At 69.7% G+C, this 13,614-nt stretch carries 9 protein-coding genes and 2 pseudogenes; 2 read left to right on the top strand and 9 right to left on the bottom strand.

Translation table 11 applies throughout. The features are described 5' to 3' along the window. Positions 1-169: 169 nt before the first annotated feature. The 5 genes and pseudogenes from IPN47_19790 to IPN47_19770 all read right to left on the bottom strand — a co-directional run bounded on the left by IPN47_19790 (position 170) and on the right by IPN47_19770 (position 4,522). The gene (locus IPN47_19790; GenBank protein ID MBK9410241.1) at positions 170-580 is read right to left on the bottom strand and encodes a hypothetical protein; all 411 of its coding nucleotides are present in this window, start codon (positions 578-580) and stop codon (positions 170-172) included. Further along, the gene (locus IPN47_19785) at positions 577-1,170 is read right to left on the bottom strand and encodes a hypothetical protein (GenBank protein ID MBK9410240.1); all 594 of its coding nucleotides are present in this window, start codon (positions 1,168-1,170) and stop codon (positions 577-579) included. Before IPN47_19785 ends, IPN47_19790 begins: the two co-directional genes overlap by 4 nt. Positions 1,171-1,492: 322 nt before the next feature. After that, entirely contained in the window at positions 1,493-1,627 is a 135-nt protein-coding gene (locus tag IPN47_19780; GenBank protein ID MBK9410239.1) for a hypothetical protein, read from the bottom strand. Between the two features lie 349 nt (positions 1,628-1,976). Then, positions 1,977-2,898: pseudogene (locus IPN47_19775) on the bottom strand (P1 family peptidase). A gap of 343 nt (positions 2,899-3,241) precedes the next feature. Then, on the bottom strand, positions 3,242-4,522 hold the full coding sequence (locus IPN47_19770) for an alpha/beta fold hydrolase (protein MBK9410238.1): 1,281 nt from the start codon (positions 4,520-4,522) through the stop codon (positions 3,242-3,244). Positions 4,523-4,786: 264 nt separating this feature from the next. Here IPN47_19770 and IPN47_19765 point away from each other — a divergent pair, with 264 nt between their 5' ends. Beyond that, on the top strand, positions 4,787-6,118 hold the full coding sequence (locus IPN47_19765) for a response regulator (protein MBK9410237.1): 1,332 nt from the start codon (positions 4,787-4,789) through the stop codon (positions 6,116-6,118). Between the two features lie 42 nt (positions 6,119-6,160). On the opposite strand, the gene IPN47_19760 is transcribed toward IPN47_19765, so the two are convergent. Genes IPN47_19760 through IPN47_19750 form a run of 3 tightly spaced genes read right to left on the bottom strand, consistent with a single transcriptional unit; the run spans position 6,161 to position 9,814 of the window. Next, positions 6,161-7,129: an SDR family oxidoreductase gene (locus IPN47_19760; GenBank protein MBK9410236.1), complete on the bottom strand. Its 969-nt coding sequence runs from the start codon at positions 7,127-7,129 to the stop codon at positions 6,161-6,163. 13 nt (positions 7,130-7,142) lie between these two features. Further along, complete coding sequence (locus IPN47_19755) at positions 7,143-8,066, bottom strand: bile acid:sodium symporter family protein (protein MBK9410235.1); 924 nt, start codon at positions 8,064-8,066, stop codon at positions 7,143-7,145. Then, a complete protein-coding gene (locus tag IPN47_19750) occupies positions 8,063-9,814 on the bottom strand; it encodes a thiamine pyrophosphate-binding protein (protein MBK9410234.1) in 1,752 nt (583 codons plus the stop codon). Before IPN47_19750 ends, IPN47_19755 begins: the two co-directional genes overlap by 4 nt. A gap of 145 nt (positions 9,815-9,959) precedes the next feature. Between IPN47_19750 and IPN47_19745 the strand changes: the two are divergent. Continuing rightward, positions 9,960-13,140, top strand: a pseudogene (locus tag IPN47_19745) (efflux RND transporter permease subunit). Between the two features lie 75 nt (positions 13,141-13,215). Here the strand turns inward: IPN47_19745 and IPN47_19740 are convergent. After that, the coding region (locus IPN47_19740; GenBank protein ID MBK9410233.1) for a hypothetical protein at positions 13,216-13,614 on the bottom strand (399 nt) is incomplete at its 5' end.

Genomic DNA, 13,614 nt, shown 5'->3' with positions numbered 1-13,614 from the left:
GTATGCGAAGGAAGTCGAACGGCAAACGATACATGACGGGTGCTGCCACGTATTCTCGCCCGGCGGCGCACCCGAGGCAACCTATGCGTCCGGCGAGCGGACAGGGAAGTGAGTAATCGGTGGGTTCACGCGCCGCCCCAGCCTGCGCGCGTGGTGCGCGCTGCAAGCGCTACGCGCACTGCCCGTGGCGAAACCGCGCGATAGGCGCCGCTGGCGCGCGGCGTGCCCACCGCGTAGCCGGCGGTTTCGCCGGGTCGCCGAAGGATCGCCGAACGTCTGCGCCCGCGTGAACTCGGAGCCCGAATCTCATCGAGCGCCTTGCGCATTCCTCGCGCGACTGACGGATCGCGTACTGGTAGAGCAGGCGATTGCCGAGCGCGCCGAGCGCCGCCCCGCCAGCGAGGAGGGGGAGCGCCGTCGGCAGCCCGAAGAGCGCCACGAGGATCGCCTTCTTGGCGAGGAGCGCTCCCGCCATGGCCCCAGTCAACCCGCCCCCGGCCCCGAAGCCGAACGATTCCCACAGGGCGCCGGCGCGCCCTCGGGGAGGCCTGGTGAGCGTCACTTCACAGCGACGAGTCACCGCCGACTGGCGCGAGCTGCGCACGCAGCGTCTTGACCCACTCTGGTAGCGCGTCCACGACCACAGGTAGTTGCCGTACGCCACCCCGTCCCTGAAGCGGTGTGCCTCCATCCCCTGGATGTCGAAGACGAGCACCCCACCATGCAACGCGGGCCGCCGATCGTCCCGCGCAGGCGCAGCCCTGCCGGGAGGCGCTGCAGCGCCATCCCCATGGCGGCCAGCACGCGACGCGGCGAATGGTCGAAGACGCGCGAAATGGAGATGGTCCGCGGCGTGCGACCCAGCGTAGCACGCACGATCGCCGACGGTTCGGCGGACCGCGCCACCATCCCCTGCCCTGCCCCGGTGTCGGCCCGCAGCTCGGCGAGGGCGAGTGAGACAAACTGCCGAGAGATTCCGGCTTCTTCGGCGGCCGCCTGCACGGCCGTGACGCGGAAGCCGCCGGACGGCTCGCGCCCGGCGCCATCGCGCCCGTCGGTGCGGGCCAGCGCCACCTGCTCGCGCGCGTGCGACTCGAGCCGCGACGCCGCCTCGGCTTGCAGCTGCGCGGCGCGCCGCCAGACGAGGTTGGCTTCGCTCTCGGTGAGCACCGGTTGCGACGGGATGCCGCATCGCTGGTGGCGACGTCCTGCAGCGCCCGCACGAGCAGCTCGGCCAGCGCCTCGCCGGTCGGCGGGCGCGCGCTGGGATCTCGCTCGAGCAGCGATCGATGACCTTCGCGATCGGCGCGGCTACCGTAGGGAGCCACACTGCGCAGTGACGGGCGTCGCGCGTGGCGCGCTGCACCAGGATTGCCGCCGACTGCTGATGGTCGAACGGGAGCCGCCCGCTGAGCAGGAGGGAAGCCGACGGTGCCCAACGAATAGAGGTCGCTGCGCCCCGTCGAGCGCATCGCCCGCCCCTGCTCGGGACTCATGAAGCTGGACCGGAGCCCGCGACGTGCCCGGTCTGCGTGAGGCGCGACGCCTCCGGCGCCTGTGCGATCCCGAAGTCGGTGACGACCAACCGATCGGTCCCGCGTTCGAGCAGGAGGTTGTCGGGCTTCACGTCGCGATGGACGACGCCGCGGGCGTGCGCGTAGGCGAGGGCCCACCTCGCGCAGGAATCGCTCGCGGACCGTGGGGTCGGAGGCGAGCGCCGGGGGGAGGACCTTGAGGGCGACCGGGCGGTCGAGGCGGTCGTCGCGCGCGAGGAAGACGACCCCCATCCCGCCGCGCCCCAGCTCGCGGACGATGGTGTAGTCCCCGGCCAGGGCGTTCACGAGGCCGGGGAATTCTCGTTCGATCTCCAGATCAGCCATGGGCACCGCCACTGTACGAAGCCAAGGTGCGGTTTGTGCCAATCCAGAGGCAGGGGCACGTCGGGACAGCACGCGGGGGCGCCAGCAACACTCCCTTTACTCGTTAGGTCGACGTGACGGAGCGGAAACGCCACGCCCCGGCCGCCGTGTGCGATCCCAGTGCAGTGCGTTGTACCGGCGAAGGATAGCCACCGCCGAGTCGACGGGAAGTGCGTGGACCGTGCGCCCGCGACCGGTCACCGTGGTCGCGCGAAACAGCGAGTTGAGCGCGGCCTCCTCCGTGGCTTCCACCACCGCCTCGAACAGGGGCGACATGTTGGCGTTGCGCACGTATTCAGGGCGCAGCGTCGAGCGCCCGGCGCGGACGCGCCGAACCGAACTCGCGGTGGAGAAGGCGATGACGTAGTCACCCGAGCTGTTGGCGGCGTACGACGAGGATCCCGCCAAAGTTGGATTGCACCAGGACCCCGACGGTGTAGCCGCCGAGCGCGGCGGGAATGCGTCGTGAGCTGGTCCCGATCCCCCCCTTGAACCCCAGGGCGCTGGTACCGGCGCCCGCCCCCACGCTTCCCTCGGCGACCGGACCGCCCGACGCGGCAGCGAGCGCCTGCTGCACGTGGGCGGGGCGCACCGGATCGAGCCACATGTCGGACAGGTACGCGTCGTTGGTCTCCCCGACGACGGGATTGACGGTGTGCTCTCCCTCGCCGGGTTGCGCCGGCACCCAGTCGACCAACGCCTTGCCCGCGGTCCAGACGCACAGGGTGCACGTGAGGAGGATCGGCGTCTCGATCTCGCCGAACTCGCGGACCTGCGTTTCGCCGAGGAGCTTGCCGTAGCCGTTGCCGACGTGGATCCACGCGGGAACGGGACTGGCGTAGAGACTTCCCGCGGCGGGGATGATCGCCGTGACGCCGGTGTTGATGGAATCGCCGGCGATGACGGTGGCGTGCCCCACGCGCACACCGGCCACATCGGTGATGGCGTTGTGCGGCCCCGGCGGAAAGTCGCCGACCACGACGCCGACGTCGCGGGCGCGCGGACGTTGCACCCGCGGGCCTTCCACGCCCTGCGCGCCGAGTGCCGCAGGGGCGGCGATGCAGAGCGCGCCGGCGACGCGCAACACGTGGCGCGAGGCCCGGGGGGAGCGATGCGATGGGGCATGACCTCCTCGTTCAGCTGAGGTTCCGGCGCGGGTTCCGCCCGGTAATCAACGACGTGCAGCGGGCTATTGCGTCCGGAGTCCCGGTGGCGACGAGGCCGCCGCCGACACGGCGCCGTTCGAATGTGGGGTATCACTCCCTCGCAGTCGAGCCACGCCCCCCGCACGGCCGCGCCCCGATCGCCGCACCGCGAACCGCCTAACGCGCTCCGCTCGCCGGGGCGTAGGCCTCCAGCGGGAGCGTCTCCCCCTTGAGGAAGGCGCGCACGACCTCCGCGAACATCATCGGCTGCTCGAGGAAGATGAAATGCCCGGCGGCGGGAATCGCCACGTAGTGCGCTCCGTTCATCGCCTTCAGGTACTCGGCCGACACCGGCCAGTCGATGTAGTCACACGTCCCGCGAATGATGAGCGACTCCTTCCGGAGCATCTTGAGCGCGGGTCGCGGGTCCGGGAGCGAGACGGCGTCGGCGAGCGTGTAGCTGTTGGCGAAGAAGCCAAGGCCGGACGGGGGAGGAATCCCCTCACCCGGCTCGCTCTTGCAGGTGAGGTTGGGTTGGCCAAGGCGAATAGACTCCTCGGTCTTTCGCGTCCACCACTGGTCCCCTTCCCAATCCTGAATCCAGCGATGGGCCGAGCGCGGACTGAAGTCTGCCATCATGCGCCCGATGACCAGGCGCATGGGCGGTCGCTCGAGCGCGGCCATGGCCGAGGCCTGCACGTCGGTGATCCTCGCACGCGCTGCCGGGTTGATCGTCTCCGGCCACGCCGGCGCCCAGATCGCCGCGGGCGACTCGAGGATCATCCGCTCAACGCGATCGGCATGTTCCAGGAGATACTGCACGGCGAGCGTCGCCCCCCACCCGGTTCCCGCGAGAATCATCGTCGGCACGCCGAGCGATCGCCGAATGGCCTCGAGGTCGGCGACGTGTCGCGCCACGGTGTACGGCGCCTCGTTTGCGAGGTCGAGACGTCCCGACAGTCCACTCCCGAACTGGTCGTAGTAGTAGACGCGATACCCCTCGTCGACGAGAAAGTCGTACGGACGCTTGCCGAGGGCATGGAGAAAGGGGAGCGCGGGCATCCCCGGGCCATCGTGCAGGACGACAACCGGCGGGCGCTGCGAGTCGTTCTTGGGTTGCACCAGCTCGTAGGCGATGCGTCCCCCGCCGGGAAGGCTCCAGTATTTCGTCTCGGTCGATGGCGTCGGCTCGACCAGCGTACGGGCCGGTCGCCGTCCCACCAACAGCTGCGCCGCGATGGCGTAGGCAAGTGAGGCTCCCAGCAGCCAACGCAACGCCTCCGCCCGGTCTCCCCCGGTTGCGCGCAGGAGCCCGAAGCCGGCGCCCGCAAAGGCGACGAGCGCCAGGAGCGCGAGCGGCCAGAAGCCCAGTTCCAGCCTGGCGGCCGTCACGAAGACCGCGACCGCGGCGGCGAGTGCCCCGATGAGGGCGAGCAGGCGAAGGAGCACGGTCTTCACGGGGGACTTCCGAGGTGAGAGAAGCCAGCCGGCGAGTCGTCGCGGTACCGCGGGCGGGAGCGATATCCTGCATGTCTTGGTCCGCATTCCGCCATCGGGAATCACCTGACCGGCTCGCCGATCATCCGCATCGCGGCAGAGGAAGGGACGACGATCCAGCGTGCAGGTGCCGTGATCTTCGGTGCCCCCGTTCTGCGCCCCTTGCTGCCTCAAGCGACCGTCCTCAGGTTTGCTCGCCCTTCCTCTTCCCTTCCCCCTCCCGCAGTGCGTGCACCCGTTTTTGCTCCGGCAAGCGACTCGCCGATCCTCGTCGCACCGGATGCTCCTCGGCTCGCGGTAACGATCGGCCCGATCGCCGCCTGGGTCTGTCTTGCGACGTACGTCCTCTCGATCGGTTTCGTGCAGGGACTGCAGCATCGTGCCTTCGTCCCGCTGGGCGTGACGAACGTCGTCGGTGCGATCGCCTGCATCGTGGCGCTCGCCCTCATGCGCGCCGGCCGCCACACGTCGGGGACGCGAGTCATCCTCGTCGCGGCGGTACTCGATACGGTGCTGGACATGTTCCTCGGCCCAGCCCCCTTCGACCCGGCGATGGTCTTTCTCCCCAACGTCGTCGTTGGCGCGTGCCTCCTGTTGGGGACGCGCGATGCCGTGATCACTGCCGCGATCTACCTCGTGGCCATCCCCGCGTCGGTTCCGTGGCGCGCGGTCACAGCGGGGGAGGTGGGCGGCACGTCGATTGGCGGCGTGATCATGACCGAGTTCGCGTGCATCGGGGCAACGATGCTCGTGATCGTGGCGCGGCGCGCGATGCTGGAGCTGACGCAGCAGGCACAGACGCTGGCGGCGCGCCTCGCGGTCCTCATCGAGCGTGCACCTGACGGAATCGTCCTCATGGAGGACGACGGGACGGTCCGACATGCGAACCCGGCGGCCGAGCGATGCCTGGCGCCGCACCCGCTCCGGGCCGGCGGGGCATTCCCGTCGGTGCTGTTGCGGTACGATGGAACGCCGGCCGATGCGCCCTACCTTCGCAGCGCGAGCGACCAGCTGCTGCGCGCGTACGTGCGCGACTCGGGGCGAGACCTGGCCATCACGGGTGCGCGCGTCGAGCTGCCGGGAAACGGCCGCTACGTCGAGCTGATCGTCCGCGACGTCTCTCCGCGTGGACGCGAGGGGCGCAGGGGACGTGGATCGGCGACCGCGTTGGCGCCGCTGCGCCCCGCGCGCCGCGCCATCGTGGTCGACGACGACGCCACGGTGCTCGCGATCATCGCGCGTCAGCTCACGCGGCTCGACTGGCAGGTCACCCCGTGCGCGAGCGGCCTCGAAGCGCTACGACAGCTGGCCGCTGGGCCGGACGATTTCGACGTACTACTGACCGACGTGCGCATGCCATCGCTGGACGGGCCCGAGCTCGCGCGCCGCGTCCGGGCGCTCCTCCCATCGCTCCCGATCATTCTCATGTCGGGCAACACGGCCGGGCTCACGCGTGACCTGGTGCTCCCGGGGCGCCCGTGGCTCTTCCTCGAGAAGCCGTTCGAGGTGGCGCAGCTGCGTGACGTCCTGGAGAGCGCGCTGGCTGCGCCGCGATAGGCGGCGCGCGCCCATGTCACCCTTCGATGCCGGAAGACCGGGTCAGCGACCGGTGTCGGCCCGCCCCCTCTCCCGCCATCGGTCGAACGCCTCGCGCGACGTGAGCGCCGGCACGTAGCCGAACTCGCGCTTGAGCCGCGCGTTGTCGAGCACCGGGCGGTACCGGAGGAAGTCGACCTGCTCGGGTCCGTAACGAGTGAGCCCGAGTGGGCGCGCGACCGCGAGCGCCCCCTGCAGCAGCCACGCCGGGAGCGTGAGGACCGGCTTCCCGAGCAGGGCCGCGATCTCGCGGATGCTGAGCGCGCCATCGCCCGCGACGTTGAAGATCCCGGTGACCGGCGCGTCGACGGCGCGCACGAGACAGGCGACGACGTCGGCGTCGTGGATGAAGACGAACGGCGAATCCGACCCGCGGATGGCGAGGAGGCGTGTGCGCTCGAACAGGGCGGTGATCTGGTTGTGCACCGTGGCGCCGAGGATCGTCCCGACGCGAAAGATCACCTGCTCGAGCGACGGGTGACGCACGCGACAGTCGGCGAGCATCTCCTCGACCAGGCGCTTGTGCCAGCTGTAGGCAAACGATTCGTTGCCGCGCAGCGGGGCATCCTCGGCCAGCCACGCAGGATTGTCGGCATGATAGCCGTAGGCCGCCCCGCTCGACGTGACGACGAGGCGCCGTACGTTTGCGGCAATACAGGCGTCGAGGACACGCCGGCTCCCCTGGACGTCGACCGCGTACTCGACGGCGCGCGTGCTCCCCTTGGGGGGCGTGACGATCGATGCGAGGTGCACGACGCAGGTCACGTCGTGGTGGCGCAGCACGTCGGCCAGTCCGTCGTCGCGCACGTCGTGACGCACGAAGGTCACGCTGGCGGGGAGTCGCTCGGGTTCGCGCACGTCGGCGGCGACGACGCGACCCATGCGCCCCTCGGCGCCGCGTGTCGCGAGTGCCTCGACGAGCAAGCGCCCGATGTAGCCTGACGAGCCGGTGACGAGGACGTTGGCGCTCATGTGCGTGCGGCGCTCATCCAGCTGACTCGCCCGCGGCTGGCGCGACCGGGCGCCGCGACCACCACGTCGCCAGCGACATGCCGGCGATGACGTGCCAGATTCCCCACCATGCGGCGACGATCGCCATCCCGCCGAGGCCGCCGAAGAAGGCGAAGATGAGGATGAGCCCCAGCCCCGAGTTCTGGATCCCGACCTCGAAGCTCACCGCGCGGCGGTCGCGCTCCCCGAGGCCGAGGAGCGCCGCCGTCCAGTAGCCGGCGGCGAGCGCCGTCGCGTTATGCAGGAACACGGCAAGGACGACGCGGCGCACGTAGGTGACGAAGTACTGCCAGTTGCCGGCGAGCGCCGCGACCAGGAAGAGTGCGAAGACGGCGATCGAGAGGCGTTTGAGCGGTCGGCGCAGCCGATCGGCCAGCGTGGGCCACCGGCGCGCGGTGAACAGCCCGGCCGCGAGCGGGAGCCCCAGGAGGAGGAAGATCGTGACGAACATCTCCACGGGGTCGACGGCGACATCGCGCAGGAGGGTGCGCGTCGGCGCGTACATCGTTCCCCAGGCGCGCAGCACCAGGGGCGTGAGCACGACCGACAGGACGGTCGAGGCCGAGCTGATGCTCACCGAGAGCGCGGTGTTGCCTCCCGCCAGGTGCACGAGGAAGTTCGAGATGTTCCCTGCCGGACAACTGGCCACCAGCATCATCCCCAGCGCAATGCTTGGCGCCGGGCGAAGGGTCGTCACGAGGAGGAAGGTGACGGCCGGGAAGACGAGATAGTGCCCGAGCAGCCCGATCAACACCGGGCGGGGGTTGGTCACGACGCGCCGGACGTCGTCCCCCTTCATGTCCAGCGCGACGCCGAACATCACGATCCCGAGGATCGCATTGAGCAGGTGCAACGTGCTGGCGCTGAAGTTGAGGCGGACCGCGTCGACGTCGGTCACGTCCCCTTGGGCTCCTGGTGCATCGCCTTGAAGTGGATGAGCCCAGGGGCCCACATGTGCACGGTCGGGTCGACGTCGACGTGGATCACCGTCGGCCCGTCGTGCGCGAGGGCCTGCACAATGGCCTGGCGCAGGGCCGCCGGCTCATTCACCCGTGTTCCCGCCGCCCCCATCGACTCGGCCAGCTTGGCAAAGTCGATCTCGCCGACGTCGGTCCAGATGTTCTCGTCGGCGTCGAGCCGCTTCTTCAGCAGCATCTTGACCGGGCGGAGGGCGATGGACTGCGTCATCTTCACCATCCCCCACTGCTTGTCGCACAGCACCAGCCACACGATGCGCAGCTTGTGCCTGACGGCGGTCTCGATCTCCTGCGGGTGCATCCCCGCCGCCCCATCGCCGATGAGGCAGGCCACCGGATGGTCGGGGACAGCCACCGCCGCCCCCACCGCCTGCCCCATCCCGGCACCGAGCATCCCCATCTTCATGGTGCTGAGCATGCGGGCCGGGGCGTGGGCGCGCGTATAGAACATGCTCCACACGGCCGTATTGCCACCATCGGCGACGAGGGGACTCCCGGCGGGAAAGAGTTCGCGCACCAGCGCCGGCGCGTGCGCCGAGTGCACGGGAGCGCGGGTGTTGCCTAACGCGCGGGCGAGCTTGGCCTCGTAGCGGCGGACGTGCTCCCGGTATCTGGCCAGCGCCGCTCGACGCTTCGTCATCGACATCTCGCCGCGGCGCGCCTCGAGCCGAGCACGGAGCGCGGGGAGGAAGACCCCGGCGTCGGCAACGATCGCCACATCGGCCGGCTTGTTGGCGCCGATGATCGCCTCGTCCACGTCAACCTGGATCGTCTTCTGTTCGCTCGGGAGTCGCCAATAGGGCGCCTTGCCCCACCAGTCGGTCTCTCCCACGCGGGAGCCAACGATGAGCACCGTGTCGGCGTCGTTGCGCGCCAGCGTGTTGAGCTTGACGTGCGTCATCGGGAGGGCGAGTGGCGATTCCTCGTCGAAGACGCCGCGCGCCGCCCAGCTGGTGGTGACCGGCGCCTCGAGCAGTTCGGCAACCGTTCGCAACGCCTCGTGTGCCTGCGCGTGGATCACCCCGCTCCCCGCGTGGATGAGCGGAAGCTCGGCGCGCAGCAGGAGGTCGGCGGCGCGCTCGACGTCGCGCGCGTCGGGGGCGAGCGGCGTGGTGCGCCGATACTGCGACGGCTGCCAGGTCGGGACGACCGCCTTGACCTCGCCGTTCATCAGGTTCTCGGGGACGTCCAGGTGCACGACGCCCGGGCGACCGTCCCAGCAGGCCCGCAGGGCGGCGCGCATCAACTCGGGGATGCGGTCGAACGACGGGACGGCGCGACTGAACTTGGCGAACGACCCAACGACCGCCTGCTGATCGAACCCCTGATAGGTCCCGGTGCGCAGCGGATACATCGCACCGGTGCGTCGCGCGCTGGTGATACAGAGGACGCGATTCCCCTCGGCCTGTTCGACCACGAGGCCGGGGAGGATGTTGGCGACGCCGGGGCCGTTGCTGGCCATGCAGACGCCGAGGCGCCCCGTCAGGCGCGCGTAGGCCGCGGCCGCGTGCGCGGCGCTGGCTTCATGGCGCGGCGTGATGAGGCGGATGCCTAAACGGTGGAGCGCCGAGTAGAAGCCGAAGTAGGTGCCGTCGATGATGCCGAAGACGACGTCGACCCCTTCGATCTTGAGAATCCGTGCAAGGACTTCGCCGCCGGTGGTGCGCATCGGGTCTCCAGACTGGTCGCGCGAATATGGCGAGCGCTTTGGAAGACCAGAAGACCAGAAGACGAGGGATGGCGTGTGGTTCGAGCGGGGTCCGGGCGGTATCGTATCGGGGACGGTCCGCACTCGCCTCTTCCTCGTCTGCCCTGTGTACATCTCCGATTTCGCGATCAAGCGACCGATCATCACCGTCGTGTCGATGATCGCCCTCGTGGTCTTCGGCCTGGCGTCGCTCTTTCGGCTCGGCACCGACGAGTTTCCGGAGCTGACGCCGCCCGTCGTCTTCGTCGCCGTGCCCTACCCCGGCGCCGCCCCCGATGTGGTCGAGCGCGAGGTGGTCACACGCATCGAGGACAAGCTGTCATCCATCAGCGGTGTCGACCGGATGAACTCCACGTCGACCGACGGCTTTGGACAGGTCGTGGTGCAGTTCGTCTTCTCCAAGGACATCGACCAGGCGATGCAGGACGTGCGCGACGCGATGTCGGCGGTGCGTCCGCAGCTCCCGCAGGAGATCCTCGAGCCGGTGATGAACCGGTTCGATCCGACGCAGCTGCCCATCGTGTCGCTCGCCCTCACGTCGCGGACGCTTTCCACACCGCAGCTCACGCAGTTGGCCGACCAGACGATTGGCGGCGAGTTGCGCTCCATCGCTGGCGTGGCACAGGTGACCATCGTCGGGGGAGACAGCGCACAGCTCAACATCAACGTGCGCCCGAGCGACCTGGCCGCGGCCGGGGTGGGGATCGACCAGGTGGTGAACACGATTCGCGCGCAGAATCTCGCCGCCCCCGTGGGGCGGGTGAATGCGGCGCTCGAGAACCGCGTGATTCGCCTGGACGGCCGCCTGGGGGCGCCCTCGGACTTTGCCGACATCGTCGTCGCGCAACGTACGGGGCAACTCGTCAGGCTCGGCCAGCTCGCCGACGTGGAAGCCGGGGCCGCGGAGCCCACGTCGGCCGCGCTGTTCAACGGCGTCCCGGCGATCGGGCTCGACATCATCAAGTCGCGTGAGGCGAGCACCACCGGCGTAGGCGACGCGGTGCGTGCGCGCGTCGCGGAGTTGCAGGCCACGCTCCCCGCCGGGGTGTCGATCGAGTTCGTGCGCGATGGTGGTGCGCGCGTGCGCCGTTCGGTGAGCAACGTGCAGGAGACGCTGTTCGAGGGGGCGCTGCTGACGGTCCTCGTAGTCTTCCTCTTCCTCAATTCGTGGCGCTCGACGGTCATCACGGGGCTCGCACTCCCGGTGTCGGTGCTGACGGCCTTCGCCCCGCTCCTGCTCTTCGGCTTCTCGCTCAACGTGATGTCGCTGATGGGGCTGTCGCTCGCCATCGGCATCCTCATCGACGACGCGATCGTCGTGCGCGAGAACATCGTGCGACACGTCGAGATGGGAAAAGACCACGTGACGGCATCGCACGAAGGGACCGATGAGATCGGGCTCGCGGTGGCGGCGACCACCTTCTCCATCGTGGCGGTCTTCGTCCCGGTCGGCTTCATGCCGGGGATCGCCGGGCAGCTCTTCAAGCCGTTCGCCCTGACGATCGCCAGCGCGGTGCTCGTCTCGCTCTTCGTCTCGTTCTCGCTCGACCCGATGCTGTCGGCCTACTGGCCCGATCCGCAGCTCGAGGCGCACGAGCGTCGCAACCCGATCGCCCGCGCGCTGGACCGATTCAACGTCTGGTTCGACCGACAGGCCGAGCGCTACGAGACCATCATCGCCTGGGCGCTCGACCACCGCTGGTGGATGATCGGCATCGCCACGACCACGCTGGTGCTCGCGCTCTGGCTGCAGGTGGCCTTTGGAGGTTTCGGCTTCCAGCCGGTCATGGACAACGGCGAGCTGAACGTCTCGATCGAGACGCCGCCCGGGTCGTCGCTGGAGTACACGATACTCAAGGCCGAGGAAGTCGCGCGCCAGATCCGCGCGCACACGGGCGTGGTGGCGTATACCTACACAACCGTTGGCAGCTCGAGCGGCTCGGGGGCCGTCGACGAAGCGACGGTCTATGTGCGCATGGTCTCCAAGCAGAAACGCGACATCTCGCAGCTCGACTTCGGGCAGGTGATCCGCCGCGAGGTGGCCAGCATCTCGGGGGCGGTGGCCTACACGTACGATGCCGGCAGCCTGGCCGGCAACCAGAAGCAGATGCAACTCGAGGTGCAGGGCCCCGATGCGCAGCAGCTTGCCACGATCGCCGAGCGAGTCGCCGACTCGGTGCGCGTCGTCCCCGGCGCGGTCGACGTCGGGCTCTCGACCCGGGGGCAGACCCCCGAGCTGGCGATCCGCGTGAACCGGGCACTCGCGTCGTCGCTCGGCGTGAGCGTCGGGCAGCTGGCCACGTCGCTGCGCTTCGCCTTCGCCGGGGTCGACGCGGGGACGTGGGTCGATCCGTCGGGGATCTCGCGCTACGTGCGCGTGCGCCTGGCGCCGGCTGCGCGCTCGCGCGCCGCCGACGTCGCGCAGCTCCCGATCATGCTCACCGGGCAGCGTCCCGGCGCGAACGGAGCGCTGCCGTACGTCCCGCTGTCGCAGGTGGCCACCGTGACGGCGGGATGAGCCCGGCGCGCATCGACCACTACCAGCGGCGACGCGTGGTGACGGTGGGCGCCAACGTGCTCGGCGCCTCGATGGGGAACGTGGCGGCCGACGTGATGCGCCGGGTGACGTCGATCCCACTCCCGCCCGGCTACCGCATCAGCGAAGCGGGGCAGGTCGAGAGCCAGAACGAGATGTTCAGCGCGATCATCACCGCGCTCGGCATCGCCGTGATGCTGATGTACCTCATCCTCGTGGTGCAGTTCGGGAGCTTCCTCGAGCCGCTGGTGATCCTGCTCTCGCGCCCGCTCTCACTGATTGGGGTGGTGCTGGCGCTCCTGCTCACCGGCGACACGCTCAACGTGATGAGCCTGATCGGGGTGATGATGCTGATGGGGCTGGTGGCGAAGAACGCGATCCTCCTCATCGACTTTGCCAAGTGGGCGCATCGCGACGGCGGGCTGAGCGTGCGCGACGCCCCTTTATCAAGGCTGGGCATCCGCCTGCGCCCGATCATGATGACCACGCTGGCGCTGATTGCCGGGATGATCCCGGTGGCGTTAGGCATCGGCGAGGGCCGACTTCCGCGCGCCGCTGGGGCGGGCGGTGATCGGCGGGGTTGGATCGCCTCGACCGTCTGACGCTCGTCGTGATCCCGACGGTGTACGAGATCATGGAGCATTGGCGTTCGTCGTTGCTGGGGCGCTTTCGGCGCGCCGGCGGGCACGCGACGCCGCCCGCGTCACCGCCTGCCGGCAGCTGCACCGACTTAGCGCTGAGCGGCGACTAGGCGCGCCTCTCTACGGGAACTGCGGCGGCGACCTGCGCCGCTTCGTGGCCTGCTCGAAGGCGTACGCGAGCTCGATCAGCTTCGGCTCGGCACAGGCTCCGGCGGTGAACGTGACGCCATACGGGGCCGGCTTGGGCTCGAAGCCCGCGGGGAACGCGCCGCCGCCGCCGCCGGGGGCGCCGGGGTCACGGGGAGAAGCGCGAAGGGAACCGTGATCGACGGGTAGCCCGGTCGGGCGGCGATACCCGCGCTGCTCACGCCGGGAAAGAGGAGCGCGTCGAGGCGGTTGGCCTTCATCGCGGCATCGATCCCGTTGGTCGCGGCGAGGAGGATGTCCTTCCGACGATCTGCGTCGTAGCGCGCCCGATCCGCCTGCAGGTCCATCTCGTCGGAGATGTCGAGCAGCGCCTGGCCGTACTTGATGGCGCCGGCCCGCTGGTGGGCGATGTTCCACTGGCGCAGCGCGGTGAGCGA

The organism is Gemmatimonadota bacterium, from assembly GCA_016719105.1.
GTDB lineage: Bacteria > Gemmatimonadota > Gemmatimonadetes > Gemmatimonadales > Gemmatimonadaceae > SCN-70-22.
This window is presented reverse-complemented; position numbering and strand designations above follow the sequence as displayed.

Coding starts and splice junctions, on each gene's coding strand:
- IPN47_19750 (MBK9410234.1), bottom strand. CDS start 9,814: ATGCGCACCACCGGCGGCGAAGTCCTTGCACGGATTCTCAAGATCGAA.
- IPN47_19760 (MBK9410236.1), bottom strand. CDS start 7,129: ATGAGCGCCAACGTCCTCGTCACCGGCTCGTCAGGCTACATCGGGCGC.